This is a genomic window from Sanguibacter sp. Z41_6, assembly GCF_059621145.1.
The window spans coordinates 69,434-95,939 of sequence record NZ_JCAQIF010000004.1; the positions used below are offsets into that span (position 1 = coordinate 69,434).

The window sequence follows — 26,506 nt, forward strand, 5'->3', positions numbered from 1 at the left end:
CGTATTCCCCCGGTCGCCGCACGCGCGACCGGGGGAATACGTGTCTCCGGGCAGGTGTTCTCGCGAAGATGACGACGACATCGACACGAACGATCGGCTTCATCGGCGCAGGGAACATCGGCGGGCAGGTCGCTCGCGCGGCCACCGCCCGCGGGCACGAGGTGATCCTCAGCAACTCGCGAGGCCCGCACACCCTCGCCGACCTCGTCACCGAGATCGGCGACACGGCACGGTCGGGGACGGCGCAGGAAGCGGCAGAGGGCGGCGACATCGTCGTCGTGAGCGTCCCGCTGCACGCCTACACGGCTGTGCCCGTCGAGGAGCTCGCGGGCAAGGTCGTCATCGACACGAACAACTACTACCCGCAGCGCGACGGCCAGATCGAGGCTCTCGACACCGGCCGGTCCACGTCGTCGCAGCTGCTCCAGGAGCACCTGCCGACCTCGAGGGTGGTCAAGGCCTTCAACCACATCCCGGCCGCCGACATCACCAGCGACGCCCTGCCGGCCGGGCGCCCCGAGCGCCGTGCGCTCGCGATCGCCGGAGACGACGACGCCGCGAAGGCGACGGTCACCGCACTCCTCGACGACCTCGGATTCGACGCCGTCGACGTGGGATCGCTCGCGGACAGCTGGCGCATCGAGCCCGGCACCCCCGGGTACGGGCCCCGGCAGACGGTCGCCGAGCTCGAGGCGAACCTCGCGGCTGCCGAGCGCACCGCCCGGGGCTGAGGCGCCCTATCCCTCGGTGGTGGCGGCCGGCTGGGTGGCGGCGGGCTGGGTGGTGGCGGCCGGCTCGGTGGGCTCCGGCTCGGCGAGCGCGAGGTCGAGCAGCGCGAGGACACCCTCACGGGTCTCGGCGGCCGCGATGAAGCCCGCCTTGTGGCAGAACACCGCGTCCGCGACACCCGTCACCTCGGCCAGGTCAGCCCCGTTGAGACCGCGCCAGGCCGCAGGCAGGGCCTTGCGTGACCCGAACTGCGAGCCCTCGGGGGTCACCGTCTTGATGGTCCAGTTGCCCGTCGAACCGGGGAACACGGTGAACAGCAGCTCCGGCTGACGGGTGGCCGCACCACCGTGGGGCATGAAGCGGTCGAGGACGACGAACCTCGTGTCGGGGCTCGCCTCGTACGCGGCGACGAACTCCCGCTCCGCGGCGATCGACGTCGCGTAGCGGGTCTTGAGGCGCACGAGAACCTGGCGGGCGAGCTCCACTGCGACGAGGAACTGGGAGTCGAACTCCTCGTCGTCACCGAGAGGGTTGAACAGTCCGAGGTACTCCGAGATGTCGAGCGGCGCCGTGCGGAAGTCGTTGACCTCGTAGAGGTCCTGGCCGTTGTCGACGGCGTCGATCGCCGCGACGAGGCGCGAGTCGATCTTCTGCCACACGACCTCGTCGCCGTCGCAGAACTCCTTGCCGTAGTGCTGCCACAGCAGACCGAAGGCGGAGTACAGGATCCCGTTGTCGCGGGCCCCGGAGCTGCGCTGGTGGTGGTCGAACCGCTGCGCCTGCGGGTCGTACACCCCGCCGACGTCGAGCACGAGGTCCGCCTCGGCGAGCACGTCTGCGTCGCGGGTGCGCACCACCTGGGCGTCGGGGTGCAGGGAGGTCAGGAGCGCGACGCCGAACACGTCGTCAGCGTGGAACTTGCCGTTGTGGGTAGCGATGATCACCCCAGAACCTTACGCGGGCGCTTCCCAGGGGAGAATGCGGGGGTGACAGGCGTCCTCACCGGGTTCAGCATCATCGCGGCGATCATCGCCGTGGGGTACGTCGTCGGACGGATCGACCTGCTCGGGCCGCAGGCGCGGCCCCTGCTGGCTCGGCTCGTGTTCTTCGTCCTCGCGCCGTGCCTGCTGTTCACCGTGCTGGCGGACGCGGGGGTGGACGAGCTGTTCTCACCGCTCGCGGTGGTGTCCCTCCTGGCGGCTGTCTCGTGCTTCGCGCTGTTCGGGCTCGTCGCGCTCGTCGTGTGGCGTCGGACGCTCCCCGAGGCGGTCGTCGGGTCCCTGTCCGCCGGGTACGTCAATGCCAACAACATCGGGTTGCCCGTCGCCGTCTACGTGCTCGGCGACGCCGCGTACTCCGCGCCCGTCATCCTCCTGCAGCTGCTCGTCTTCACCCCGGTCGCTCTCACGGTGCTGGACGTCGCGACCGGTGGCGCCGCGACCGTGCGCAACGTCCTCATGCAGCCGTTGCGGAACCCGATCATCATCGCCTCGGCTCTCGGGGTGCTGCTCGCCGTGACCGGTGTCGAGCTCCCGGACCCCGTCATGGAGCCGTTCCGGATCATCGGGGCGGCAGCCGTGCCGCTCATGCTCATGAGCTACGGCATCTCCCTGCACGGCCAGCAGCTGCTGGAGCCGGGCTCCGGTCGCCGGGACGTGCTGCTCGCCTCGGCCCTCAAGCTCGTGGTCATGCCCGTCGTCGCGTGGGGCATCGGCGCCGGGGTGTTCGGGCTCCGCGGTGAGGATCTCTTCGTCGTCGTCGCGCTCGCGGCGCTCCCGACGGCGCAGAACGTCTTCAACTACGCGCAGCGGTACGGGCGCGGCGAGGTTGTCGCGCGGGACACCATCGCCATCACGACGATGGGAGCGTTGCCGGTGCTCATGGTCGTCGCAGCGGTGCTGCACTGAGCCGTGGTGCTGCACCGAGCGGCGTCGCTGATCTGACCGGCGTCAGCCGACGAGGTCCTCGACGAGCTGTGAGCGCAGCTCGGTGACGGACAACGACGGTGCCGTCGACGTCGTCGTCGCCGTGCCGACGATCGCCTGGTACGTGGTGCCGCCGTCGACGGAGAACTCCCCCGACCAGGTCGTCGTGAGCGTCACGACGTAGTCCCCCGCCCGCGGGTAGGTATAGGACACGGTGTGGTCGGGGAACGGCGCACCCGGGTCCGTGGTGACGAGCGGCCCGCTGCCGTCCGCGAAGTCCCAGCTGAACTCGACGGGCGTCGCACGGACCAGGACCGGTTGACCCAGGACGGTCGTCGGCAGCACCTGGACGTCGCTGCTCGCATAGACCGCCGCCACCATGTTCACCGGCAGCCAGCCAGCCTCCGGACCCACCGAGATCGACGACGCGGTCAACGGCAACGAACGAAAGTCCGCTTCCGTCACCGTGATCGGGATCGCGCCAGCCGCCGCGTTGCACGCCAGGACCTGGTTGAGCTCCGGGTCGGTCCACGTGCCGTCGTCGTTGAGGCGGCTGATGTCCGTCGGGTCGAGCGCGATACCCAGGTCGACGTCGCAGTCCGCGAACTCCTGGATTCCCTGGGTGAGGCAGTCGACCATGCCCGCCGTCGGGATCCCGCGGAAGCCAGCGGTGCACCGGTCGGTCTCGGTCACTGAATACTGGGAAGGGCCGCCGACCGGTGTTGCGCGCCCGTCGCCGGACGCCGTATCGCGAGAAGCTCCGACGTGAAACCCCCCGTCGTCGCTTCGCCCTTCAAATCCCCGGCCGTTATCCGGTGAAGGAGCAAGACTTGCCCCTGCTGCAAGAGCCATGGCGAACACGAGGGCGGTAGTCATGCGCCCTCGCCGACTGCGGTCGCCCTGACGATCCACTCCCCCGGCAGAACCATCTGGAGGTACACGGTTGTCGGAACGTCCGTCTCGGCTTCCCCCGATGCCACCACAGAGCCGCCATCATCACGGACTTCGTAAGCCGTGACGCTCGTCGTTCCTATGACCTCGTAGAACTCGATGGTGGCATCGGGTGGAATGACATCTCCGACCACAAGCCGGCCGTCGCCCCCCACCTGCACGAATCCCTGCTCGCGACTCTCCAGCGCATCGGCACGAGTATCCGCACAGAACTCACTCTCTTCATGGCAGATCGCATCCCAGTGCGTCACATCGTTGGTCTGGAGCGTGTACGAGTACAGGCTGATGAAGTACTCAGCCGCCGCCTGCGCTCCGGCTTCGTCGTCGTTGGCCATCGCGGCGGGCTTCTCAGGCGGTTGAACCGGTTGCTCCGACGGTTCGACCGAGGGCACGGCGCTCGACGGTTCCGCGGTCGGCCCGGGGTCCGGCCCGTCCTGCGTGCATCCACCGAGGAGCAGCAGGGCGGCGACCAAGAGGACGGCGCGTCGTCGCGCGGCGGGGATCATGCGCCTGACCCTAGGGGTCGAATCCGACGAAAGCCACCGTGTCCACGCATTCTGTGGACAAGGGCGTCAGCCCCCGGTCTGCACCCCGACCCACAGCCCATCGCGGGCCCGTGTCATCGCGACGTACAGCTCGCGTCGGTCGCGGTCCCACCGCTCGCGCGCCGCATCGCCGTCTGGCGGGGCGGCATCGGCGTCGAGGAGCGCTGCGGAGACCCCGCACACGAGCACCTGCTTGAACTCCAGACCCTTGGCGCGCTTCACGGTGCCGACCTTCACAGCATCGACGGGCACACCCTCGTACGCAGCGAGGCTCACCACGGGGACCCCCGCGGCCACCAGGGCAGCGGTCGCGGCGCGTGCGCCTGCGTGTGTCGGGGACAGCACCCCGATGTCTCCGTAGGACGTTCCCACCTCGGTCACCGCCGTCTCGACGTGGTCGACGAGCGCGGGGCCGACGTCGGACAAGGAACCGCGCCACAGCACGGGCTCGTGGCCGTTCCGGGTGACGGGCTGCGGGCTGTCCCCGCGCGTCGTCGACCCCGCCGTGTCTGCGAACTCGATGTCCGCGTACTCGTCGCCGTCGACGAGTCGACCCGCGAACTCGAGGATCTGCGCGGTGTTGCGGTAGTTGATGTCGAGCACGACCCCGCGTCCCGCCAACGAGATGCCCGCCTCGGCGAGCGAGTACCCCCCGGGGTAGATGGACTGCTGGCCGTCACCGATGAGCGTCAGCCCGTCCGGGGCATCGCCGGTCACCGCGTGGAGCATGCGGACCTGGGCGCAGGTGAGGTCCTGCGCCTCGTCGACGATGACGGACGTCACGCGCTCCTCCCCCGCGACGGAGCCGTACGGCTGCGAGCGCAGCGCGGCCTCGGCGAGGAGGATGCTGCCCGCCCAGTCGGCGACGCCCGCGTCGCGGAGGTTCGCCTCGTAGGCGAGGTACAGGTCCCAGACCGCGCGACGCTGGTCGACGGTGAGCCGGTGCTTGCGTCCGACGCGACGCAGGTCCGCGTACTCGTCGAACTCCGTGATGCCGCGTCCGCGCAGGACGATGCTCACCTCTTCCTGCCAGTACGTCACCGGCAGGTCGAGCTTGCCGAGCAGACCGTGACGACCCACGCGCACCCAAGCGAGGTTGAAGGCGTTGATCGCCCGGCCGTCGTCCACCCGGACGCCGACGCCCCGGGCGTCGAGGACGCGTCGGGCGAAGCGGTGCACGCTCGTGAACGTCACGCGCTCCGCGACGTCGGGCGCCAGCCGGGTGAGCGACTGGGCCATGACCCCGGGCAGGGTGTTGACGAAGGTCACGACGAGCACCCGGCCCTGCGGGTTCATCCGGGCGAGGTACGCCGCGCGGTGCAGCCCGACGACCGTCTTGCCGGTACCGGCCGCGCCGCGGATGCGAGCCGGCCCGTTGAAGTTGCGTCGCACGAGCTTGGCCTGGGTGGGGTGGAGGAACGCCATCCAGTCCTCGACCGGGCTGGCCAGGACGGAGTCGAGGAGCGCGGCGTCGATCTCCTCCTCGCTGAGCAGCGGCTCCTGCCACGTGGCGGCGACCCGGGCAGGCTCGGCGACGACGGCGGACTGCGCCATCGCGAGGGCCGCAGCCCGCTGCGGGGCGGAGGCCCCGGGTGCTCCCATGACGGGGAACAACGCCATGCAGCGCGCGAGGATCTCGTCGACGCGCGCCGGGGTGTGCCGCTGACCGTGGCCGGCGATGAAGCTCAGGGCGTCACGTTCGCCGAGGACCTGGACGCTGTCGACCGTCTCGTCGATGCCGGCCCTGCCGTGCAGCACGACCATCGGGTGCACCTCGTTGGGCGACAACCCGATCTCGGCGAGATCCGCCTCGGCGGTCTGCCCGAGGTCGGCGAGCGCGTAGATGTCTTCTGTGACGTCGTCCTGGCCGCGGAAGATGCGCCCTCCGGTGATGGAGACCTCGCGCCACCACTTGGTGTCGACGATGAAGACCCCACCGGGGCCGACGACGACGAGGTCGACGTTCGCGGTCCGGCTGCCGGGCCACCGGCGGTCGGCGAGGAAGTGGTAGCCGACACCCGCGAGCCGCTCGAGCGCGGCGACCGTCGCCTTCTCCGAGACCTCCGCAGCGGCGAAGTTCCGCGACCGTGCGAGCGCTGCCGCGGCCGCCTGCTCGTGGGCGACCGCGAGCGCTGCCTGGCGTCGCGACTCGACACCCGCTGAGCGTCCCGCTGCCATCCGGTCCCCCGTCTCGTCGCACGCGATGGGCGCGTGCACTGCTGCCGTTCTCATCGGCACCGTGCCGCGCGCCTTGAGTGGACCGGACGTAGCGTGGAGAACTCCTCACCCGACGACCCAGGGGGTTCCCTTGCCGACCACCACCGACCGGCCGCTCGTCCTCGTCCTGCACGGCGCACGCGGCGACCTCGCGAAGCGGCTCGTCCTCCCCGGACTCGCGGAGCTCGTCGAACGTGACCTGCTGCCGGAACGCTGGGCCTTGGTCGGCGCGGGCCGCCGCGCCATCAGCGAGGACGAGTTCGCGGAGCTCATCGACGCCTCGCTCGAGGAGTTCGGACACGGCGAGGGATCCGACGCGGTCCGCACGGCGGCCGACCTCACCCGGCACGTCCGTTTCGCTCAGGAGGTCACCGAGGACGACGCTGGCGGGCTCCCCGAGACGCTCGACGAGGTGCGGCAGGCACTGGCGGACGACCCTTCTGACGTCCTCGTGGTGCACTACCTCGCGGTCCCGCCGACCACCTTCGAGCCGTTGACCCGCGCGCTCGGAGCGCACGGACTCGCGGACGGTGCGCGGGTCGTCTACGAGAAGCCGTACGGGACGTCTCCGGAGTCGTTCGCCGAGCTGGACGACGCCGTCCACGAGGTCTTCGACGAGGAGCAGGTCTACCGGATCGACCACTTCCTGGGGAAGGAGGGGACGCAGAACCTCCACGTGCTGCGGTTCGCGAACGAGCTGTTCGGTGGCGTGTGGAACCGGAACCACGTGCAACAGGTGCAGATCGACGTGCCCGAGGAGCTCGACGTCGCGGGCCGGGGCGAGTTCTACGACGCGACGGGCGCGGCCCTGGACATGCTCGTCACGCACCTGTTCCAGGTCGCCGCCGAGGTGGCGATGGAGCCGCCGCACGGGCTCGACGCCGACCACATCGGTCCCGCACGTGAGGCCGTCATCGGGTGCTTCCGGCCGCTCGACCCGGTGAAGGACGTCGTCCTCGGCCAGTACGAGGGCTACCAGGACACCGACGACATCGCCAGCGACTCCCTCACGGATACGTACGTCGCCGCACGCCTGTGGATCGACAACGACCGGTGGCGGGGCGTGCCGTTCCTCCTGCGGACGGGCAAGCAGATGGCTGTCTCCGCGCAGCGGGTCACGCTCGTGCTCAACACCCCGGAGGACCTCTTCGGGGAGGCCGTCGCGCCGGGACGCATCAGCATCTCGCTCAAGGGCGACGGTGCGATCGAGCTCGCGACGACCGTGAAACGCCCCGGCCCTGACCTCGCGCTCGCGACCGGCACGGTGTCCCTCTCGCTCGACGACGTCGAGCCCGGCGAGCCCCTGTCTGCGTACGCCTCGCTCCTGCACGACGTCGTCGCCGGCGACCGGTCGTTGTTCACGACGGCGACGGGGTTGCGGGCCGCATGGGAGACTTTCGCCCCGTTGCTCGGCGAAGACCGCCCGGCTGCCTCGCTCTACGCTCCCGGGTCCTGGGGCCCGGACGCTGCCCGTGAGCTCACCGGCGACATCGGGTGGGTTCTCGGCGACTGACGGGCCAGGGCGCTGGCAGGTACCCGCGCCCTCTCGTGACAGCGAAGAAGGGCCGGTCCCACCCGAGGGTGGGACCGGCCCTTCTGTCCGGTAGCTACCGGCTCATCAGCGACGCGTGCGGTTGCCGCCGCGGACGCCGATGTAGATCGAGATGAAGATGACGGCCATGACGATGGAGATGATCCAGCGGATCCAGTCGATCCCGTCCGTCTCAGCCACCCCGATCACGCCAGCGAGGTAGTACCCCGCGAGGGCGCCGAGCGCACCGAGGACGATCGTCCACAGCATCCCGATGTTCTGGTGGCCCTTCATGACGAGGCGAGCAAGTGCACCGATGACGGCGCCGAAGATGATCAGACCAATGAGTTCACCCATGAGGGCACCTCCTTCAAAAGAGCCGCTCTAAGCGCGGCTTCTGCCGATGTCAACGGGTTGACCCTCCCAGGTTCCTTTCATGTTCGCATCTCGAACTCGAGCGGACCCGCTGGGAGCCGCGTCATTCCGGGGGAAAGTCGCTGTTGTGCGCACGGGGCAGCGCTCTACCGTCGGGCAAAGTTCGCCCGCTCAGGAGCACCACGAGGGACCCGCTGTCCGCGCGGACCGCCGTGCCGGCGCCTTCCCAGCTCCACCCCGTGTCGGTGGCTTCCAGCCGGACGTCCGTGAGATCGACTCCGAACCAGGCTCCTCGCACGGCGGTCAGCTGGTCGAGGACGGCCGCCAACGCCTCCGGTGGGGCAACCGGCGCACGGCCCAGCGCCACCGTCACGTCGAGGGAGTGGATGACGGCGTGGCTGAGTGCACCCGCTGCGCCGCCGCCGGGTGGCTCCCACGCGTGGAGCGCGGGCGACCGGAGCTGCTCGACCAGCTCGCGCACGGGCAAGGACGCGTCTCGGGCGGCCACCGTGTCGGAGAGGACCGTGAAGTCGCCCCGGGCGGCTGCCATCTCCGCCCCGAACTCCACGGGGCCCAGCCGGACGGGCATGGTCATGTGCGCGACGACGTTGCTGACCCGCCAACGCTCGCAGAGGGAGGGAGCGTCCCACGTGGCCGGGGTCGCCGCGGCAAGGAGATCCGCGAGCGCGGTGAAAGTGCCGGCCACCCACGCCTGAGGGTCAGTCATAACGCCCGGAAGTCCTCGTCCGCCTCGAGGATCCGTGCCGCCTGGGCGGCCGCTCGGTCCTCCCCGACGCGCGGGACGAGCCCGATGAGCGTGTGCAGCGGCTCAGCGTGCTCCTCGCACAGGTCCACCTCCACCGCTCGCCCGCCCCCCGTGATCCCATACCGTCGGACGGGACGCCCCAGGTCCCCGCAGGTATCGCACACCGTGATCTGAAGCTGCGCCATGTCACTCCCTCGCTCGTGCGCAACGCCGGGCCGTCGCGCGAGGGACAACTGTTCCCCCACCCACCCACACTTTCCTCCGACCAGGCGGCAGCGGCGCGGTTAGTGTGGGGACGGTGACGACCAGTCGTGGGTACGACCGTGCGAGCGCCGGATGAGCGACCCGCCTCCCGTGCTGCTCGCGCTCGACCTCATCGGCACGTTCGCATTCGGCCTCAACGGAGCGCTCACCGCCGTGCGGGCCGTACGGCTCGACATCGTCGGGGTCATCACCCTCGGCATGATCACCGCGCTGGGCGGCGGCATCATCCGCGACCTGCTGCTCGGCGTGCCCCCGGACACCTTCCGGGACCTGCGCTACCTCGCGGTCGCCGCCGCAGGCGCGCTGCTCGTCTTCGCCTTCGCGCACTTCCTCGAACGGTTCACCTGGTCGATCGAGGTCTTCGACGCCGCCGGGCTCAGCGTCTTCGCGGTCACCGGTGCCGCCAAGGCGCTCGACCTCGGGCTCGGCCCCGTCCAGGCCACCATCCTCGGTGTCATCACGGCCGTCGGCGGCGGGACGATCCGCGACGTGCTCATCCGCGAGGTCCCCTCCGTGCTCCGCACCGGGCTGTACGCCGTCCCCGCGGTCGTCGCCGCAGCTCTCACCGTCGTCGTCGTCCGGACCGACATCTACAACGTGCGCACAGCCCTCGGCGCGGCCGCCGTGTGCTTCACCATCCGTATGGCTGGACTGTACTTCGACCTCCACGCCCCGCAGCCGCTCGAGCCACGCCAGCGGCGCCGGTCAGACGACGAAGGGACGCCCCGGGGTGGCGTGGCCACACCTGAGCACGAGTGAGCGCTCGCTATCGGGGGTCATGACGTTCGTGACACGCCGATGCACCAGGACTGCGTCCGCGGCGGCTACGACACCGACACGGTCGCCGCGATCGCCGGCTCCCTCCTCGGCGCACTCCACGGCGCGTCCGCGGTGCCCGGGACGTGGCGCCGCGTCGTCCACGGCTGGCCCGGCATCCGCGGCGACGACCTCGCCCACCTGGCCCTGCTCGCGACGAGCCGTGGCATCCCCGACGCGGCCGGCTGGCCGTCCGGCCGGCGCATGGCGTACCGCGGGTACGACACGTCCGCGCTCGTCCGCCACCCCCACGACCCGCAGGTGTGGCTCGGCGCGGTCGGCGCCCTCGACGCGCTGCCGGACGAGGTGGACGCCGTCGTGTCCCTCTGCCGCATCGGCACCGGGCAGATCCCGGACCGCATCGAGCCCGGCAACCGCGTCCTCGTCCGCCTCATGGACCGCGCCGGCACCGCGGAGAACATCAACCTCGACCTCGTCCTGCTCGACGCCGCCGACGCCGTCGCAGCCCTGCGCGCCGAGGGGCGCACCGTGCTGCTGCACTGCGTCCAGGCGCAGGCGTGGTGGATCGCGAGCGAGCTCGCCCGACGCCACCCACACCTGCTGGTCGCAGAGACGATGCACGACGTCGTCGGCACCTCGCTCGCTGTCTACGACCCGGACGACATCCCGACCCAGGTGATGCTCAACCGCGCCGCCGGCATCCATGTCATCGAGGTACCGCAGTTCGAGCTCGCGTGGGAGGACGTGTTCTCCGCACCCTCACCGCACGCGGTGGTCAAGGAGCTCGAGGAGTGCGCCGGGCTCGGACCGCCGAGCCGCGTACCGGCGACGACGTCCCGCACGATCGTCTACCGCGTCATCGCGCGGGTGCTGACGACGATGTCCGACGACCGGCACTCCTGGATGGTGCGCGGGCGACGACCCGAGGACGAGGGCTGGGGATGGATGGGTGACCTCGCCGCGTTCCCGAGCCTGCGGCGCCTGCTGCTCACCCAGCTCGAGACCGCCCTGGTCACGGCGACGCCGGGCACGACCTTCGTGCCCGGCGAGGACGAGGACTACGTGCCGGACCGCCGGGTCCTGCTGCGCGACCTCGAGGCGGTCGCCGTCCTCGACGTCACCGGTACCGTGCACACGGGCACCGGGTCCATGGACCTGCTGCCGCTCTACCGAGCGGTCGACAGCAACCTCACGATGACCGTGGCGCGTGCCCTGGGGGCAGTGCTCGGATGAAAGACCGCTGACCTACCCACAGAGCATCGCCCAGAGCATGGCCCCTCGACCAAGGATGTAGACATGACGAACCCGAGCATCGACATCGTCGCCGCGGCACGGAACATCGCCACCCGCGCCCACGCCGGGCAGACCGACAAGGTGGGAGCCGCCTACATCACCCACCCGGCCCGGGTCGCCCAGCGCGTGCGTGAAGCGAGCGGCTGCGACGACGCGGTGGCCGCCGCGTGGTTGCACGACGTCCTCGAGGACACGCCGGTCACTGCGGGCGACCTCGTGACCGCAGGCATCCCACCCCACGTCGTCGCGGCGGTCGACGCGGTGACGAAGCGGGACGGCGAGCCGACCGAGGACTACCTCCGCCGGGTCGCAGCCGATCCGCTCGCAGTCCAGGTCAAGCGCGCCGATCTCGCGGACAACACCGACCCGACCCGGACGGCGCAGCTCGACGACGTGACCCGCGCGCGCCTCGCAGTGAAGTACGCGAAGGCCGAACGCCTCCTCACGGAGTACACCGCCTGACCCCCACGCGGCCCGAGCCGCACCGGTGCCACGTCAGCGACGAGAGAGCGTCAGCGCCCCTGCAGCGCGTCCAGCGCGACGACCATCGCAGCGGCCACGCGCCCGTCGAGCCGCCCGCCGGGGACCGAGACGTTGTAGCGGTCCCGCAGCGAGAACTTGCGCTCGACGGACAGCACGGGCTGACCGTTGCTGTCCGCGAAGTCGAAGTGGAACGCGAAGGGCAGGTCGACGAACCGGCGGATGATCGCGATCGCCGGGCTGCGCTCCTGGCCGCGAGCGTTGATCCCCGCGGCCTCGAGGTTCCACGTGGATCGCAGGAGGGAGGCCTTGAAGTCCTTCTGGAACAGGCCGATGGGCTGACCGGCGGCGTCGAGCACGTCGTACGTCGCGCCGAGGTCGATGGCCTGTCGCGCCCGGAAGGAGAACACGGGCACGGTCCGCGAGTCGTCCGTGTAGAACGTCACCTGCTCCTTGAACGCCATGCGCTTCTGCTGGGCGACGGCGAGCAGAGGACCTTCCTCGCCGTTGGGACCGACCGCGTGGATCGCGTAGCGGTTGACCATCATGGTGATCTTCTGGTGGACGGCGAACTGCTGGATGCCGTACAGGGCGTTGGCGTTCATGGTGCTCCAGACGAAGGTGGGGGGGTGAGCACTTGAACAGTAGTGGTCCCGGTCACGTCCGTCGCACCCCCCACGGCACACCCCCGCCAGGCACGGGCCATACCAAAGTCGCACCCGACCGGCCGTCACGGTCGGCCTGACGCCATCTCCCCCTGCGTCGCGGCCACCGCGCGCTCGACCACACGAGGCAGGCTCCCGTCCTGCGCGAACCACGCCCGCTGGGCATCGGCACCGTTGCCCCGTCGCCACACGTCGTCGAGCAACCCGCGCACGGTGTCCAGGTCGCCGGTGGCCACGAGCGCGTCCTCGACGTACGTGACGAGCTCGCCGATCACCTCCCGAGCGGGCACGGGACGCATCGTCCGGGCACTCACGAGGTTGTCGCCCAACCCCGACCGCGCCGCGCGCCAGGACGCGGCACGCAGCTGCTCCGTCCGCAGGGCGGGCGCGGAGTGTCCGCTGGCGGCGTGGCGCGAGGCGGTCTCGACGAGACCACGGACGAGCGCACCGATGAGCGCCGCGTCCTGCGGGTACAGGCACACGTCCGCGACCCGCACCTCGAGCGTCGGGTACTTCGCGGACAGGCGGGCGTCGAAGTACACCATCCCGGTGTCGAGGATCGCCCCGGAGTCGACGAGGGACTGCACGGTCGCGTGGTACGCGGCGGCGGAGCCGAACCCCGCTGCCGGGCCCGCCGTCGGCCACCGGTTCCACACCTGCGAGCGGAAGCTCGCGTAGCCGCTGTCCTGCTCCTGCCAGAACGGCGAGTTCCCGCTGAGGGCGAGCAGCGACGGCAGCCACGGACCGATCCGGTCGAGGACAGCGACGCCTTCCTCGTCGTCGACGATCTCCACGTGCACGTGGCACCCGCCGGTGAGCTGCTCGCGGGCGGTGAGCGCGAACTGCTGACTGATCCTGCGGTACCGCTCGGAGCGGCTCGCGGTCGGCTCCACCTGGACGGGCGAGGTCGCGATCGCCGCGACCTGGGCGCCGACGTCGAGCGCCGCGGCCTGCGCCTGGCGGCGCCCTGTGCGGATCTGCTCGGCCAGCTCAGCGAGGTCGGCGCACGGACGGGTGCCCGTCTCGATCTGCTGCTGCTGGAGCTCCGCCTCGAGCTCACCGCCCGGGAGCTCGGACGGCGTGTCCGGGTCCCGCTCGGCCGTGACGCCCGTAGCACTCGACCCCGGCTTCTCGACCGCGTCGAGCAGCGCTCCGGCGACCGCGACGGGGCGGCCTCCTCGCCCGATGAGCAGGAACTCTTCCTCAACTCCCATGGTTCGCACCGCCCCAGTGTGGGGGTATGGCGCCATTTGGGCATTCCGGCGACCCGCGGAGGGGAGATCCGCCCTACGCCGGCACCGCGTCGCCCGGGCCGGCGAGCGCCTCGAGGACGCCCTGCCCGAACTTCTCGAGCTTCGCCGCGCCGATCCCGCTCACCCCGCCGAGCTCCTCGAGGGACGACGGCCGCAGCACCGCGATGTCCCGCAGCGTCGCGTCGTGGAAGACGACGTAGGCGGGCACGCCCTGCTCCTTCGCGGTGGCCGCACGCCAGGCCCGCAGCCGCTCGAACACGGACGCCGCGGTGTCGTCGAGGTCGACCGCGGCAGCCGCGCGCCCGCCACCGCGCCCACCTGTCGCACCGCGCTTCGTCGACCGGGTGCGCGGCGCCTTGGCCGCCTCCTCGCGCAGCAGGACGCTGCGCGCCCCGGAGAGCACCTCCGCGCTCGCCTCGGTGAGCTGCAGCGTCCCGTACCCGTCACCGTCGACCCCGAGCAGCCCGCGGGCGAGGAGCTGGCGGACGACACCTCGCCATTGCGTGTCCGTGAGGTCGGTCCCGATACCGAACGTCGAGAGCGTGGTGTGCCCGAGCTGGGTGATCCTCGGTGTCTCGTTGCCGAGCAGGATGTCGACGAGGTGACCCGCTCCGTACCGCTGACCCCGCTCGCGCTCCAACCGCACCACCGTGGACAGCAGCTTCTGGGCGGCGACCGTCCCGTCCCACGTCTGCGGCGGGGTGAGGCACGTGTCGCAGTTGCCGCACGGGGTGCTCTCCTGGCCGAAGTACGCGAGCAGCTGGACGCGGCGGCACTCGACCGTCTCGCACAGGGCGAGCATCGCGTCGAGGTGCGCCGACAGCGTCCGGCGGTGCGCGGCGTCACCCTCGGACTGGTCGATCATGCGCCGCTGCTGCACGACGTCGGCGAGCCCGTACGCCAGCCACGCCGTCGACGGAAGCCCGTCACGGCCGGCACGGCCGGTCTCCTGGTAGTAGCCCTCCACGGACTTGGGCAGGTCGAGGTGCGCGACGAACCGCACGTCGGGCTTGTCGATGCCCATGCCGAAAGCGATGGTGGCGACCATGACGAGGCCGTCCTCGCGCAGGAACCGCGACTGGTTCGCCGCCCGCACCCGGGTGTCGAGCCCGGCGTGGTACGCCAGCGCGGGGATGCCCTGCGCGACGAGGTGCGCCGCGGTCTCCTCGACCGACCGGCGGGACAGGCAGTAGACGATCCCCGCGTCCCCGGGGTGCTCGGTGCGCAGCAGCTCGACGAGCTGGGCCCGCGGGTTGTTCTTGGCCACCACGCGGTACTGGATGTTGGGGCGGTCGAAGCTCGCGACGAAGTGCTTCGCGTCGGTGAGCTGGAGCCGCTGCGCGATCTCGGTGTGCGTCGTGCGCGTCGCGGTCGCGGTGAGCGCGATGCGCGGGACGTCGGGCCACCGCTCGTGGAGCACGGACAGCTGCAGGTAGTCGGGCCGGAAGTCGTGTCCCCACTGGGAGACGCAGTGCGCCTCGTCGATCGCGAAGAGCGCGATGCGCCCCCGGTCGAGGAGCGCGAGCGTGTCCGGGACGCGCAGGCGCTCGGGGGCGAGATAGAGGAGGTCGAGGTCGCCGGCGACGAAGGCCTCCTCCACCGCCCGGCGCTCGGGGAACGTCTGGGTCGAGTTGAGGAACCCGGCTCGCACGCCCAGCGCCGAGAGCGCATCCACCTGGTCCTGCATGAGGGCGATGAGCGGGGACACGACGACACCCACCCCGTCCCGCACGAGCGACGGCACCTGGTAGCACAGGGACTTGCCCCCACCGGTGGGCATGAGGACGAGGGCGTCACCGCCCGCGATCACCGTGTCGATGATCTCGGCCTGCTCACCGCGGAACGCGTCGTACCCGAACACCCGCCCGAGCACCTCGAGCGCCCCGGCGCCACCCTCGATGGCGCGGGCCGCCTCGACGACCGCCTCGGCCTCGACCGACTCCGGTGGGACGGCGCTCGCCGTCACGTCGTCGACCTGGACAGGACTTCCTGGCAGCACACTCTCAGCTCCTCGCACGGCGGTACCAGCACGCTATGCCATGTGCCCGACACTGGGAAGCACGCTCGTCCGCGCCTGTGGACGACCACGGCACAGGTCGACGTAGCCTTGGAGGACCCCCCGACCATCAGAGGAGCGTGCCGTGCCCTGGACCGTGAACGGAGTTGTCGCCCGCGCCGAGGGAGCGCCGGTCGAGACCGTGCAGATCGTCGTCCCGGATCCCGGGCCCGGCGAGGTCGTCGTCGACATCGCCGCGTGCGGTGTCTGTCACACCGACGTGCACTACCGCGAGGGCGGGATCAGCGACGACTACCCGTTCCTCCTCGGCCACGAGGCCGCCGGGACCGTCTCCGCGATCGGCGAAGGGGTGGACAACGTCGCCGTCGGTGACACCGTCGTCCTCAACTGGCGCGCGGTCTGCGGCGAGTGCCGCGCCTGCAAGCGCGGGCGCCCGCAGTACTGCTTCAACACCCACAACGCGACGCAGCGGATGACCCTCACGGACGGCACCCCGCTCACGCCCGCGCTCGGGATCGGGGCGTTCGCGGAGAAGACCCTCGTCGCCGCGGGCCAGGCCACGAAGGTCGACGCGGGCATCGACCCCGCGGTCGCAGGCCTCCTCGGGTGCGGGGTCATGGCGGGTATCGGCGCCGCAGTGAATACCGCGCCCGTGCAGCGTGGCGACACCGTCGCCGTCATCGGGTGCGGCGGGGTCGGCTGCGCGGCCGTCGCCGGAGCCGAGCTCGTCGGGGCACGCCGGATCATCGCGATCGACCTCGACGACCGCAAGCTCGAGTGGGCGCGCACCCTCGGCGCGACGCACACCATCAACTCCAGCGGCCTCGACCAGGACGGCGTCGTCGCCGCGATCGCCGAGCTCACCGACGGGTTCGGGGCCGACGTCGTCATCGACGCCGTCGGCCGACCGGAGACGTGGAAGCAGGCCTTCTACGGACGCGACCTCGCCGGTACTGTCGTCCTCGTCGGTGTCCCGACGCCCGAGATGACGCTGGAGCTCCCCCTCGCCGACGTCTTCGGTCACGGCGGAGCGCTGAAGTCCTCGTGGTACGGGGACTGCCTGCCGGAACGCGACTTCCCGGCGCTGCTCGAGATGTACACCCAGGGGAGGCTGCCGCTCGACGCGTTCGTGTCCGAGCGCATCGGCCTCGACGACGTGGAAGAGGCATTCGCGACGATGAAGACCGGAACCGTCCTGCGCTCGGTGGTCGTCCTGTGACCGCCGACCTCAGCTCCGATGCAGCTCAGCCCACCGCCCGCGTGGAGCACCTCGTCACGTCCGGCACGTTCTCCCTCGACGGGCAGACGTTCGACGTCGACAACAACGTGTGGATCGTCGGTGACGACTCCGAGGTGCTCGTCCTCGACGCGCCGCACGACGTCGAGGCCATCGCCGCCGCTGTCGGCGACCGCCGCGTCGTCGCGATCCTCGCGACCCACGCCCACGACGACCACATCCGCCGGGCACCCGAGCTCGCCCGGCGTCTGGGCGCCCCGATCTGGCTGCACCCGGCCGACCGCGAGCTGTGGGAGCTCACGCACCCGGCGGGCAGTGCTGACGACGTCGTCGTCGAGGACCTCACGGACCGCCAGGTGATCACCCTCGCGGGCGCGACGTTCCACGTGCTCCACACCCCGGGTCACACCCCGGGCTCGGTCAGCCTGTTCTCACCCGAGCTCGGGGTCGTCTTCACCGGCGACACCCTGTTCGCAGGAGGCCCCGGCGCGACGGGCCGCAGCTACAGCGACTTCCCCACGATCATCGTCTCGATCCGCACCCGCCTGCTCACCCTGCCGCCCGACACCGTCGTGCACCCCGGGCACGGTGACTCCACGACCATCGGCGACGAGCTCCCGCACCTCCAGGAGTGGATCGCCCGCGGACACTGAGAGAGCCGATGCGCAGAGACCCGCGCCGGTCTACTCGAGCAGCTCCCGCACGTCGCCCGCCGTGAGGCTGGCGCTGCCGGACGCGCCCGCGCCGTCGAGCACGCTCGCGAAGAGCTCGGACTTGGACGCCTTGAGCGCCATGACCTTCTCCTCGATCGTGTCCGTGGAGACCATGCGGTAGACCATGACGTTGCGCTGCTGGCCGATGCGGTGGGCCCGGTCGACGGCCTGGGCCTCCGCTGCCGGGTTCCACCAGGGGTCGAGCAGGAAGCAGTAGTCGGCGGCGGTGAGGTTGAGGCCGAAGCCTCCGGCCTTGAGGCTGATGAGGAACACCGTGGTCTCCCCCGACGTGAACCGCTCGATCGTCTCGGTGCGCTTGCGGGTCCGGCCGTCGAGGTAGGAGTAGTCCACGGACGCCTTGTCGAGGTGCGTGCGCACCCGCGCGAGGAACTGGGTGAACTGGCTGAAGATCAGCACCGAGTGCCCCTCGGCGAGGATGTCGTCGAGCATCTCGAACAGCACCCCGAGCTTGGACGACGGCACCTTCGCGTGCTCGGCGTCGACGAGGCTCACGTCGAGGCTCGCCTGGCGGAGCACCGTGAGCGAGCGGAACACCTCGAAGCGGTGCTCCCCGAACTCCTCGACGAGTCCCAGCACCTTGGTGCGCTCCCGCTGCAGGTACTGGTCGTACAGCTGGCGGTGGCGGGAGTTGAGGGTCACCTCGACGACCTGCTCCTGCTTCGCCGGGAGATCGGTGGCGACCTCCTCCTTGGTGCGCCGCAGCATGAACGGGGACACCCGGCGGCGCAGCTGGGCCAGGCGCGGCGCGCTCCGTTCCTTCTCGATGGGCCGGGCGTAGTACTCCGTGAAGCGCACCGGGCTGGGGAACAGCCCCGGGCTGACGATCGACAGGATCGACCACAGCTCCATGAGGGTGTTCTCGAGGGGGGTTCCGGTGAGCGCGAGCTTGAACGGGACGTCGAGGCGCCGCGCGCACTGGTACGCGACGGACTGGTGGTTCTTGACGAACTGCGCCTCGTCGAGGACGAACCCGGCCCACCCCATGGCCTCGTACTCCGCGAAGTCCAGCCGGAAGAGCGCGTAGGAGGTGACGACGACGTCGGCGCCGGCCACCAGGTCGGACAACGGTCGCTTGCGGCGGGCCCGCGTCTCGGTGACGGTCGCCGCGACGAGACCGGGCGTGAAGTGGCGCACCTCCGCGGCCCAGTTCCCGACGACGCTCGTCGGTGCGACGACGAGGAACGGCAGCTGCTGCCCGCCCTCCTCGGCCGTCCCCTGCTCGCGCACGTGCTGGACGAGCGCGAGCGCCTGGAGCGTCTTGCCCAGACCCATGTCGTCCGCGAGGATCCCGCCGAGCCGGTTGCGGTACAGGAAGGCGAGCCACTCGAACCCGTCCTGCTGGTACGCGCGCAGCTGCGCGCGCAACCCCTCGGGTGGCTCGACGCGCGCCGGGCGCTCGCCCGCCGCGAGGGCCCCGAGCGCCGTCCGCCACGTCTCGGCCTGGGCACCGACGAGCCCGAGGTGCTCGAGCTCCTCGAAGAGGCCGGCCTGGAACCGGTTGACCCGCAGGGTCCCACCCATCGTGTCCTGGAGGGCGCGCGCCTCGTCGATGAGGTCGCGCAGGCGACCGAACCGCTCGTCCTCGAGCGAGAAGTGCGTGCCGTCGACGAGCAGGATCTTCGTCTTGCCGAGCGCCAGCGCGGTGAAGACGTCGGCGAGCGGCACCTGGTGGACGCCCGCGCGCACGAGGATGCCGAGGTCGAACCAGTCGCGCTTGTCGGGCAGCGTCGTCGTCGTCACCGACACCTCGACGTCGGGCTCGAACCGGTAGGTGACCCCCTCGACGCCGTCGTCCGTGACAGCGACGCCGAACGCGGGCTCGGTCCGAGCGAGCTCCTGCAGGGCGGGCAGCTCCTGCGTGAAGAACTCCGCCGTCTCGATCCCCCAGAGCTCCTCCTGCCCGACGCCCGCGTTCGCCTGCGCGAAGATCTGCCGCCCGCGGGCGTTCGGCCGGGGGCGGCGGCTCGCCTGCGCGTCGCGGACCTTCCGCAGGCGCGGCGAGAGCGCGCTCACCCGGTCGAGGAGAAGCTCCTCGGCGGCGACGTCACGCATCGGGTGGACGAACACGGAACCGACGGCGAAGGCAGGGATGCGCTCGTCGGGCGCACCTGGCCCCGCGCCGTCGGGCACCGCGTAGCGCCACTGCCACCGCAGCTGCGTGCCGTGGTCGGGCAGATGGGTGACGTCGAGCCACAGGTGCGGACGCGGCCGCTCGGGCAGGGCGACGGCGGGGTCGACGTCGACCGTGCCGAAACGGTCCCCGAGGCCGGGCAGCACCCGTGCGAGGAAGCGACGTTCGTCCGCGGCGGGCACCTCGAGCGGGGCGTCACGCTCGAGGAGGGACCGGGCGGCGTCGTCGAGCGGCTCCGCGAGCCGCGCGAGCAGGAGCGGGCTCTCCTTGCTGGGGACCGGACCGCCGACCCACGCGAAGAAGCCGGTCGCGGGCGTCCCGAGGAGCACCGTGCAGGCGCGCTCAAGAGGGACGGTGTGCCCGGCCGGGGTGATGGACGCGGTCACATCGAGCCCCGCAGCGGTCCGCGCCACCCGGAGCGCGGTGGTGGCGGGGTCGAGGGGGAACGGCACGAGCGTCTGCGCCTTGTCGGACTGCACGATCGGCAGCCCCTCCCGGCGGGCCTCGTCGAGCAGCGCCCAGAACGCGGCGCTCGGCAGGGCGTCGGCGAGGATCCACTGCGGCGGGTGCTCGGCGAGGGTGGAGGCGGCGAGCCCGTACAGCGAGCGCAGGATGTCCACGTGACTGTCGGGGTAGTCCGCGCGCCGGTAGTTGACGTAGCGCAGCTCGTCCCACCCGATGCCGGTGCGCACCCAGCGTCCCCGGGCGCCGCGCACGACGGGCCGCATGCCCAGGCGCACCGCCGGTCCGCTCCGCAGGAGCGAGCGCTGGTCACGGGGGCGGGACCCTGGCAGGAGCTCGGCCTGCAGGCCGAGCTCCGGGGCGCCCCCCGTCCCGGACGCTTCGAGAGACAGCTGGGAGAGTGTCGCCGGCTCGGAGTCCGGCAGCGGGTCGGGGGGCGTGAGGAAGTCCGCGAAGGCCTCCTCCCACTCCGCGGGCCGGCGCCCCGGCGCAGCACCCGCGGCCGTCCCGGACAGCTTGTCGCAGTAGGCCAGCAGCACCGCGGCGACATGCTTGCAGTTCAGGCGGACGGGGCAGGAGCAGTGGCCATAGCGCGGCGTCGCGCCGTCGCCCGGCCCGGACATCTCGGCGACGGCGACGTACTGCTTGCCCCCGGACCCCCGCACGTGCCCGACGACGGTCGACCCGTTGTGCGCCACGGACAGCACGTGGCCGGAGCGGACGTACTCAGCGCCCCGATCAAGGACGTCCGCCCCGACGAGGGTCGAGACGTCGGCGGGAGTGAGCACACGGTCATTCAATCACCGCCCGCTGACACCCCCGGATGCTGCGCCGGAGTGCGCTCCCTACACTCGGGAAGGTCCTCAGGCACGACCAGCCCCAGGGAGACCCGACATGAACGACCTCGCCGTGCAGCAGCTCGCCGTCGTGACAGGAGCGTCCAGCGGGATCGGGCTGGAGATGGTCAAGCAGCTCGTCGACGCGCACTTCGACGTCCTCGCCTGCGCGGAGGACGCCGAGCTGGAGACAGCGATCGCCCCCCTCGTCGCCGCGGGAGCGCCGATCGAGACCGTGCGGGCAGACCTCGCGACGCCCGCGGGCCTCGACACGCTCGTCGCAGCGATCGGCGGGCGCCCGGTGGACGCCCTGCTGCTCAACGCCGGGGTCGGCGTCGGAGGCCCGTTCGTCGAGACCCCGCTCGAGGAGGACCTGCGCCTCATCCAGCTCGACGTCGTCTCCGTCGTCAGCCTGACCAAGCGCCTCCTGCCCGCGATGGTGGCGCGTGGCACCGGGCGGATCCTCATGACCGCCTCGGTCGCGAGCCTCATGCCGGGCCCCTACTACGCGACCTACGCGGCGTCGAAGGCGTTCGTCCTCAGCTTCTCGCAGGCGATCCGGTACGAGCTCAAGGACACGGGCGTCACGGTCACCGCACTGCTCCCAGGCCCGACGGACACCGAGTTCTTCGAGCGGGCCCACATGGAGCAGACGCCCGTCGGCAAGCAACCGAAGGACGACCCCGCGAAGGTCGCCCACGAGGCTATCGAGGGCATGCTCGCCGGCGACCACGAGGTGTCGACCGCGTCGCTCAAGACCAAGGCCCAGACGGCGATGGGCAAGGTGCTGCCCGACAAGACGAAGGCCGCGGTGCACGCGGCGTTCACGAAGCCGCTCGACGGCGACCCGACGTAGACGTCGCCGGGCAGCGCCGGCCCGCCGACGTCAGCTCGTCGGGCGGTCCCCGGAGTGGCCCGACTTCTCGGCAGCCAGCTCCGCCAGCGCGCTGTACGGGGCGGGCCGCGATGCCCCGCCGCCGGGGTTCGGGCCGTCCACCGGCCGTGCGGCGGCTCGCGGTCGGGGCGGCGGGGTGGCCTGCCCGCGGTGGATGCTCGTAGCGAGGTCGAGGATGTCGTCGACGTTGGTGGCCAGCCGGTGGACGCCGACGACGATCGCGACGAACGAGAGCGCCGAGAGCAGGAAGCCCAGGATGAACACCGGGCCGAGCGTGGCGATCACTCCCTCGTCGTAACCCTTCGACTCCGGGGGGAACAGCCCTCCCAGTGCCATGAAGAAGCTACCCGCCACATTGAGGATCAGCCCAGCGACAAGCGGACCAGAAGACCGTTTCACGACACTCCCTCGATCGCCACCACTTCCGGGAGCGAAGGTACACCACAGGAATCAGGCCACGCCGAGGTACGCGTCCTTGATCGCCGGGTCGGCGAGCAGCTCCTTGCCGCCGCCGGTCCGCACGACAGCGCCCGTCTCGAGCACGTACGCGCGGTCCGACCGCGACAGGGCCTGCTGCGCGTTCTGCTCCACGAGCAGCACCGTCGTGCCCTGCTTGTTGATCTCGCTGATGATGCGGAAGATCTGCTGGATGATCATGGGCGCCAGACCCATGGACGGCTCGTCGAGCAGCAGCAGGCGTGGCCGGGCCATGAGCGCCCGACCGATCGCGAGCATCTGCTGCTCGCCACCGGACATCGTTCCGCCCACCTGGTTGCGGCGCTCCTTGAGCCGCGGGAAGAAGGTGAAGACCCGGTCGACCGTCTCGTCGTGCTCTGCCTTCGTGTCGAACGTCCGCGCGAAGCACCCCATCTCGAGGTTCTCCATGACGGTCATCCCCGCGAACACACCACGGCCCTCGGGCGCCTGGACGATGCCCCGCTCCACCCGCAGGTGCGGTTTGAGGCGCGTGATGTCCTCGCCGTCGAACACGATGCTCCCGCGCGCGAGCGGGCGGATCCCCGAGATGGCGCGCATCGTCGTCGTCTTGCCGGCGCCGTTCGCACCGATGAGCGTGACGAGCTCTCCCGACTCCACGGTGAGCGACAGCCCGTGGAGCGCCTCGATCCGGCCGTAGGCGACGGTCATGTCCGTGATCTCAAGCAGTGGCATCGTCAGGCACTCCCAGGTAGGCGGCGATGACCGCGGGGTCGTTCGTCACGTCAGCGGGGGTCCCCTGCGCGATGACCTTGCCGAACTCCAGGACGACGATCCGGTCCGTCACCCCTCGCACGAGGCGCATGTCGTGCTCGATGAGCAGCACGGTGTACCCGTCGTCGCGGATCTGCTGGATGAGACCCACGAGGGCCTCCTTCTCTGCGGGGTTGAACCCCGCAGCGGGCTCGTCGAGGCACAGGAGCTTGGGTTCCGTGGCCAGCGCCCGCGCGATCTCCAGGCGCCGCTGGTCCCCGTAGGACAGGTTGCGTGCCTTCTCGGTCGCACGGCCGCCCACCCCGACGAACTCGAGCAGCGCCATCGCCCGGTCGATGCCCTCGCGCTCCTCGCGGCGGTGCCGGGGCGTGCGGAACACGGCGCCCGGCACCGACGTCGAGTGCCGGGCGTCCGTCCCGACGACGACGTTCTCCAGCGCCGTCATCTCGTTGAACAACCGGATGTTCTGAAACGTCCGGGCGATCCCCGTGCGGGTGATCTGGTAGCGCTTCTTGCGTCCGACCGGCTCCCCGTCGAACACCACGGAGCCCGACGTCGGGCGGTAGACGCCGGTCATGGCGTTGAAGCACGTCGTCTTGCCGGCCCCGTTGGGACCGATGAGCCCGAGGATCTCCCCCCGGCGGATGTCGAACGTCACGTCGTCGACGGCCGTGAGACCACCGAACTGCACGGTGACGCCCTCCATCCGCAGCAACGGCTCCCCCGCGGCCGCGTGCACCTCGCGCGTCGGTGCGACCTTCTCCGCGACGACGGTGGGATCAGCCAGCTCGGGCTGGACGTCCGCGACGTCCACGATGACGGGCTCGTCGATCCCCCCTCCGGGCATGTCCGCCTCGCGCGGACCCGAGGTGAGGTTCTTCTCTGTCCCGCGAAACGGCTCGCCGTGCTCCGCGCCGGCACCCACGCCGCCCGGGTCGTGGCTGCTCATGACTGCTCCTCGGTCGCTCGGATGGTGCGGCGGGCAGAGACGTAGAGCTGGCGTCCGTAGGTGAGGAGCTTCTGCCGCACCGGCAGCAGGCCCTGCGGCCGGAACACCATGAGCACCATGAGCGCGAGCCCGAAGAAGAGATACCGGAGCTCGGCGATCTCGGTGCCGTTGATGGGGATGCCGAACAGCTCGGTCCGTCCGAGGAAGAAGTTCGGCAGGTACACGATGAGGAACGCGCCGAGGATCACCCCGAGCTTGTTGCCCTGCCCGCCGAGGACGACGGCGCACAGGAACAGCACCGAGTTGATGACGTTGAAGTTCGTGGGGTTCACGAACTGCACCTGACCCGCGTACAGCGCGCCGGACATACCACCGATGCCGGCGCCGATGACGAACGCCCACAGCTTGAACCGGAAGGTCGGTACACCCATGATCTCCGCGGCGTCCTCGTCCTCCCGGATGGCCACCCACGAGCGCCCGACACGTGACCGCTCGAGGTTCCCGACGAACAGCAGCACGACGACGATGAGCACGAGGCTCAGCCAGTACCACCACACGCCCGAGTTGAGGGTGCCGGACCCGCTGCCCGCGGAGAACACCCCGTTGACGTTGGTCTCGCTCACCCCCACCCGGGGGTAGGCCACCTGCGAGAGTCCACGGCCGCCACCCGTGACGTCGTCGAGGTTGTCGGCGAGCAGCCGGACGATCTCGCCGAAGCCGAGCGTGACGATCGCCAGGTAGTCCCCCCGCAGACGGAGCGTCGGCGACCCGATGACCAGCCCGGACAACGCCGTGACGGCCATCGCGAGCGGCAGCGCCGCGAGCCACGCCCAGTCCTGGGACAACCAGCCGCCCTCGACCGTCTGGTTCCACGGGCTCTTCGGGCTCGTGAGGATCGCGACGGTGTACGCCCCGATCGCGTAGAACCCGATGTAGCCCAGGTCGAGCAGGCCGGCCTGCCCCACCACGACGTTGAGACCGATCGCGATGAGCGCGTACATGCCGAACTGCGCCATGACGGCACCGAAGTTCGTCCCCACGGTGGTGAGCACCGGGAGGTTGAGGATCGGCAGCAGCGCCACGAACACGAGGAACGGGATCCCCACGAGCCACTGGGTGGGGCGCGCGAGCGCGTCCCACCACAGACGGAACCTGTCGCCCACACCTGCGTGGGGGCGCATGTGGGTGCTCGCGCCGACCTCCTCGGACGGCGTCCCTGGCCCCGTCATGCGCGTGCCCTTCCGAGTGATTCCCCGAGGATCCCCGTGGGACGGAACATGAGGACGAGGATGAGCAGCGCGAACGCCACGACATCCCGCCACTCCGTGCCGAACAGCACCTGGCCGTAGTTCTCCATGACGCCGAGCAGCAGTCCGCCGAGCAGAGCTCCGCGAAGGTTGCCGATGCCGCCGAGCACCGCGGCGCAGAACGCCTTGATCCCGAGGATGAACCCGCCCGAGTAGATGATGCCGTTCGGCACGCGCAGCGTGTACAGCAGGGCTGCGGCACCGGCGAGGATGCCGCCGATGAGGAACGTCAGCCCGATGATCCGCTCACGGGACACACCCATGAGCGTCGCCGTCACCGGGTCCTGCGCCACCGCCCTGATCCCTCGACCGAACTTCGTCCGGTTGATGAACAGGTCGGCGGCGAGGGCCAGCAGCAGCGCGGAGAGCACGATGATGATCGCCACGTTCGTGACGTTCGCGCTCCCGATCGTGAACTGCACCTCGGGCTGGACGAGCCGGATCGGTTGCTGCGCGTTCACCCCGCCCAGGGAGTTGCCGGTGAGCCGAGGGAGCACGAAGTGCACGAACTCCTGGAGCACGAACGACGCACCGATCGCCGTGATGAGGAAGACCAGCGGCGCCGCGTTGCGTGCACGCAGCGGCCGGTATGCGACCCGTTCCAGACCGAGCGCCACTCCCCCGGAGATGACCATCCCACCGATCATGGCCGCAGCCAGATACGCGATGGTCATCGGTATGCCGAGGTTGTAGGCGTTCCCGCTGGGACCGAAGCCGAGGAGCATGAGGGCCGCGTACTGGCCGACCATGCCGAGCATGAACACCTCGGAGTGGGCGAAGTTGATGAGCCGGAGCACCCCGTAGACCAGGGTGTAGCCGACAGCCACCAGCGCATACACCGACCCGTAGGTCAGTCCGTCCACCGTCAGTGCCCAGAAGTTGCGACCCAGTCCCGCGACGTCGAACCCGATGAGGGAATCCGCCACGACCATGGTGTCGACGAGGGCTACCGTCATCG

Annotated in this window: 25 protein-coding genes; 9 read left to right on the forward strand and 16 right to left on the reverse strand. The window is 70.8% G+C overall.

Translation table 11 applies throughout. The annotated features are described in order from the left end of the window. The first annotated feature begins 68 nt into the window (after nucleotides 1–68). Complete coding sequence (locus AC54T1_RS10490; protein WP_496911892.1) at nucleotides 69–731, forward strand: NADPH-dependent F420 reductase; 663 nt, start codon at nucleotides 69–71, stop codon at nucleotides 729–731. Between the two features lie 6 nt (nucleotides 732–737). Here the strand turns inward: AC54T1_RS10490 and AC54T1_RS10495 are convergent, their stop codons facing one another. Continuing rightward, nucleotides 738–1,673, reverse strand: a complete 936-nt coding sequence (locus AC54T1_RS10495) for an MYG1 family protein (RefSeq protein WP_496911893.1) — start codon at nucleotides 1,671–1,673, stop codon at nucleotides 738–740. 42 nt (nucleotides 1,674–1,715) lie between these two features. Between AC54T1_RS10495 and AC54T1_RS10500 the strand changes: the two genes are divergently transcribed. Then, nucleotides 1,716–2,636, forward strand: coding sequence for an AEC family transporter (locus tag AC54T1_RS10500; RefSeq protein WP_484345665.1), 921 nt, complete (start codon nucleotides 1,716–1,718; stop codon nucleotides 2,634–2,636). A 42-nt stretch (nucleotides 2,637–2,678) separates the two neighbouring features. On the opposite strand, the gene AC54T1_RS10505 is transcribed toward AC54T1_RS10500, so the two are convergent. The 3 genes from AC54T1_RS10505 to AC54T1_RS10515 all read right to left on the reverse strand — a co-directional run bounded on the left by AC54T1_RS10505 (nucleotide 2,679) and on the right by AC54T1_RS10515 (nucleotide 6,382). Beyond that, nucleotides 2,679–3,347 carry a PKD domain-containing protein gene (locus AC54T1_RS10505; RefSeq protein WP_496911894.1) on the reverse strand — a complete coding sequence of 223 codons (669 nt, stop codon included), beginning with the start codon at nucleotides 3,345–3,347 and terminating at the stop codon, nucleotides 2,679–2,681. Nucleotides 3,348–3,526: 179 nt separating this feature from the next. Continuing rightward, a complete protein-coding gene (locus tag AC54T1_RS10510) occupies nucleotides 3,527–4,111 on the reverse strand; it encodes a DUF6318 family protein (RefSeq protein WP_496911895.1) in 585 nt (194 codons plus the stop codon). Between the two features lie 66 nt (nucleotides 4,112–4,177). Then, a complete protein-coding gene (locus tag AC54T1_RS10515; protein ID WP_496911896.1) occupies nucleotides 4,178–6,382 on the reverse strand; it encodes a UvrD-helicase domain-containing protein in 2,205 nt (734 codons plus the stop codon). A gap of 76 nt (nucleotides 6,383–6,458) precedes the next feature. Here AC54T1_RS10515 and AC54T1_RS10520 point away from each other — a divergent pair, with 76 nt between their 5' ends. Further along, nucleotides 6,459–7,880 (forward strand): glucose-6-phosphate dehydrogenase, encoded by a 1,422-nt coding sequence (locus tag AC54T1_RS10520; protein ID WP_496911897.1) that lies wholly within the window; start codon nucleotides 6,459–6,461, stop codon nucleotides 7,878–7,880. A gap of 105 nt (nucleotides 7,881–7,985) precedes the next feature. On the opposite strand, the gene AC54T1_RS10525 is transcribed toward AC54T1_RS10520, so the two are convergent. The 3 genes from AC54T1_RS10525 to AC54T1_RS10535 form a co-directional block, all read right to left on the reverse strand. Beyond that, a complete protein-coding gene (locus AC54T1_RS10525; RefSeq protein ID WP_496911898.1) occupies nucleotides 7,986–8,255 on the reverse strand; it encodes a GlsB/YeaQ/YmgE family stress response membrane protein in 270 nt (89 codons plus the stop codon). Nucleotides 8,256–8,376: 121 nt separating this feature from the next. Continuing rightward, a complete protein-coding gene (locus AC54T1_RS10530) occupies nucleotides 8,377–9,000 on the reverse strand; it encodes a maleylpyruvate isomerase family mycothiol-dependent enzyme (RefSeq protein WP_496911899.1) in 624 nt (207 codons plus the stop codon). Next, nucleotides 8,997–9,224: a hypothetical protein gene (locus tag AC54T1_RS10535; RefSeq protein ID WP_484345658.1), complete on the reverse strand. Its 228-nt coding sequence runs from the start codon at nucleotides 9,222–9,224 to the stop codon at nucleotides 8,997–8,999. Before AC54T1_RS10535 ends, AC54T1_RS10530 begins: the two co-directional genes overlap by 4 nt. Nucleotides 9,225–9,375: 151 nt before the next feature. On the opposite strand from AC54T1_RS10535, the gene AC54T1_RS10540 reads away from it, so the two are divergent. From AC54T1_RS10540 to AC54T1_RS10550, 3 genes are all read left to right on the forward strand, one after another. Then, nucleotides 9,376–10,062: a trimeric intracellular cation channel family protein gene (locus AC54T1_RS10540; protein ID WP_484345657.1), complete on the forward strand. Its 687-nt coding sequence runs from the start codon at nucleotides 9,376–9,378 to the stop codon at nucleotides 10,060–10,062. A gap of 39 nt (nucleotides 10,063–10,101) precedes the next feature. Continuing rightward, the gene (locus tag AC54T1_RS10545; protein ID WP_496911900.1) at nucleotides 10,102–11,313 is read left to right on the forward strand and encodes an ADP-ribosylglycohydrolase family protein; all 1,212 of its coding nucleotides are present in this window, start codon (nucleotides 10,102–10,104) and stop codon (nucleotides 11,311–11,313) included. A 63-nt stretch (nucleotides 11,314–11,376) separates the two neighbouring features. Beyond that, nucleotides 11,377–11,835: an HD domain-containing protein gene (locus tag AC54T1_RS10550; RefSeq protein ID WP_496911901.1), complete on the forward strand. Its 459-nt coding sequence runs from the start codon at nucleotides 11,377–11,379 to the stop codon at nucleotides 11,833–11,835. 50 nt (nucleotides 11,836–11,885) lie between these two features. Here AC54T1_RS10550 and AC54T1_RS10555 read toward each other — a convergent pair whose 3' ends face one another. From AC54T1_RS10555 to recQ, 3 genes are all read right to left on the reverse strand, one after another. Beyond that, on the reverse strand, nucleotides 11,886–12,458 hold the full coding sequence (locus AC54T1_RS10555) for an LURP-one-related family protein (RefSeq protein WP_496911902.1): 573 nt from the start codon (nucleotides 12,456–12,458) through the stop codon (nucleotides 11,886–11,888). A gap of 125 nt (nucleotides 12,459–12,583) precedes the next feature. After that, nucleotides 12,584–13,732 carry a carboxylate-amine ligase gene (locus AC54T1_RS10560; RefSeq protein WP_496911903.1) on the reverse strand — a complete coding sequence of 383 codons (1,149 nt, stop codon included), beginning with the start codon at nucleotides 13,730–13,732 and terminating at the stop codon, nucleotides 12,584–12,586. Nucleotides 13,733–13,805: 73 nt separating this feature from the next. Then, nucleotides 13,806–15,671, reverse strand: a complete 1,866-nt coding sequence (gene recQ / locus AC54T1_RS10565; protein WP_496912069.1) for a DNA helicase RecQ — start codon at nucleotides 15,669–15,671, stop codon at nucleotides 13,806–13,808. A gap of 241 nt (nucleotides 15,672–15,912) precedes the next feature. On the opposite strand from recQ, the gene AC54T1_RS10570 reads away from it, so the two are divergent. After that, on the forward strand, nucleotides 15,913–17,007 hold the full coding sequence (locus AC54T1_RS10570) for an S-(hydroxymethyl)mycothiol dehydrogenase (protein WP_496911904.1): 1,095 nt from the start codon (nucleotides 15,913–15,915) through the stop codon (nucleotides 17,005–17,007). Then, nucleotides 17,004–17,678 (forward strand): MBL fold metallo-hydrolase, encoded by a 675-nt coding sequence (locus AC54T1_RS10575; RefSeq protein WP_496911905.1) that lies wholly within the window; start codon nucleotides 17,004–17,006, stop codon nucleotides 17,676–17,678. Before AC54T1_RS10570 ends, AC54T1_RS10575 begins: the two co-directional genes overlap by 4 nt. 30 nt (nucleotides 17,679–17,708) lie before the next feature. Here AC54T1_RS10575 and AC54T1_RS10580 read toward each other — a convergent pair whose 3' ends face one another. Next, nucleotides 17,709–21,140, reverse strand: a complete 3,432-nt coding sequence (locus tag AC54T1_RS10580) for a DEAD/DEAH box helicase (protein WP_496911906.1) — start codon at nucleotides 21,138–21,140, stop codon at nucleotides 17,709–17,711. Between the two features lie 106 nt (nucleotides 21,141–21,246). Between AC54T1_RS10580 and AC54T1_RS10585 the strand changes: the two genes are divergently transcribed. Next, nucleotides 21,247–22,044 carry an SDR family NAD(P)-dependent oxidoreductase gene (locus AC54T1_RS10585; protein ID WP_496911907.1) on the forward strand — a complete coding sequence of 266 codons (798 nt, stop codon included), beginning with the start codon at nucleotides 21,247–21,249 and terminating at the stop codon, nucleotides 22,042–22,044. 30 nt (nucleotides 22,045–22,074) lie between these two features. On the opposite strand, the gene AC54T1_RS10590 is transcribed toward AC54T1_RS10585, so the two are convergent. The 5 genes from AC54T1_RS10590 to AC54T1_RS10610 all read right to left on the reverse strand — a co-directional run bounded on the left by AC54T1_RS10590 (nucleotide 22,075) and on the right by AC54T1_RS10610 (nucleotide 26,504). Beyond that, nucleotides 22,075–22,437 (reverse strand): hypothetical protein, encoded by a 363-nt coding sequence (locus AC54T1_RS10590; RefSeq protein ID WP_496911908.1) that lies wholly within the window; start codon nucleotides 22,435–22,437, stop codon nucleotides 22,075–22,077. 96 nt (nucleotides 22,438–22,533) lie between these two features. After that, a complete protein-coding gene (locus tag AC54T1_RS10595; protein ID WP_484345645.1) occupies nucleotides 22,534–23,253 on the reverse strand; it encodes an ABC transporter ATP-binding protein in 720 nt (239 codons plus the stop codon). Then, on the reverse strand, nucleotides 23,240–24,241 hold the full coding sequence (locus AC54T1_RS10600) for an ABC transporter ATP-binding protein (protein WP_484345644.1): 1,002 nt from the start codon (nucleotides 24,239–24,241) through the stop codon (nucleotides 23,240–23,242). Before AC54T1_RS10600 ends, AC54T1_RS10595 begins: the two co-directional genes overlap by 14 nt. Then, complete coding sequence (locus AC54T1_RS10605) at nucleotides 24,238–25,470, reverse strand: branched-chain amino acid ABC transporter permease (protein ID WP_496911909.1); 1,233 nt, start codon at nucleotides 25,468–25,470, stop codon at nucleotides 24,238–24,240. The genes AC54T1_RS10600 and AC54T1_RS10605 overlap by 4 nt, the downstream gene beginning before the upstream one ends. Then, complete coding sequence (locus AC54T1_RS10610; protein ID WP_484345642.1) at nucleotides 25,467–26,504, reverse strand: branched-chain amino acid ABC transporter permease; 1,038 nt, start codon at nucleotides 26,502–26,504, stop codon at nucleotides 25,467–25,469. Before AC54T1_RS10610 ends, AC54T1_RS10605 begins: the two co-directional genes overlap by 4 nt. Nucleotides 26,505–26,506 lie beyond the last annotated feature (2 nt).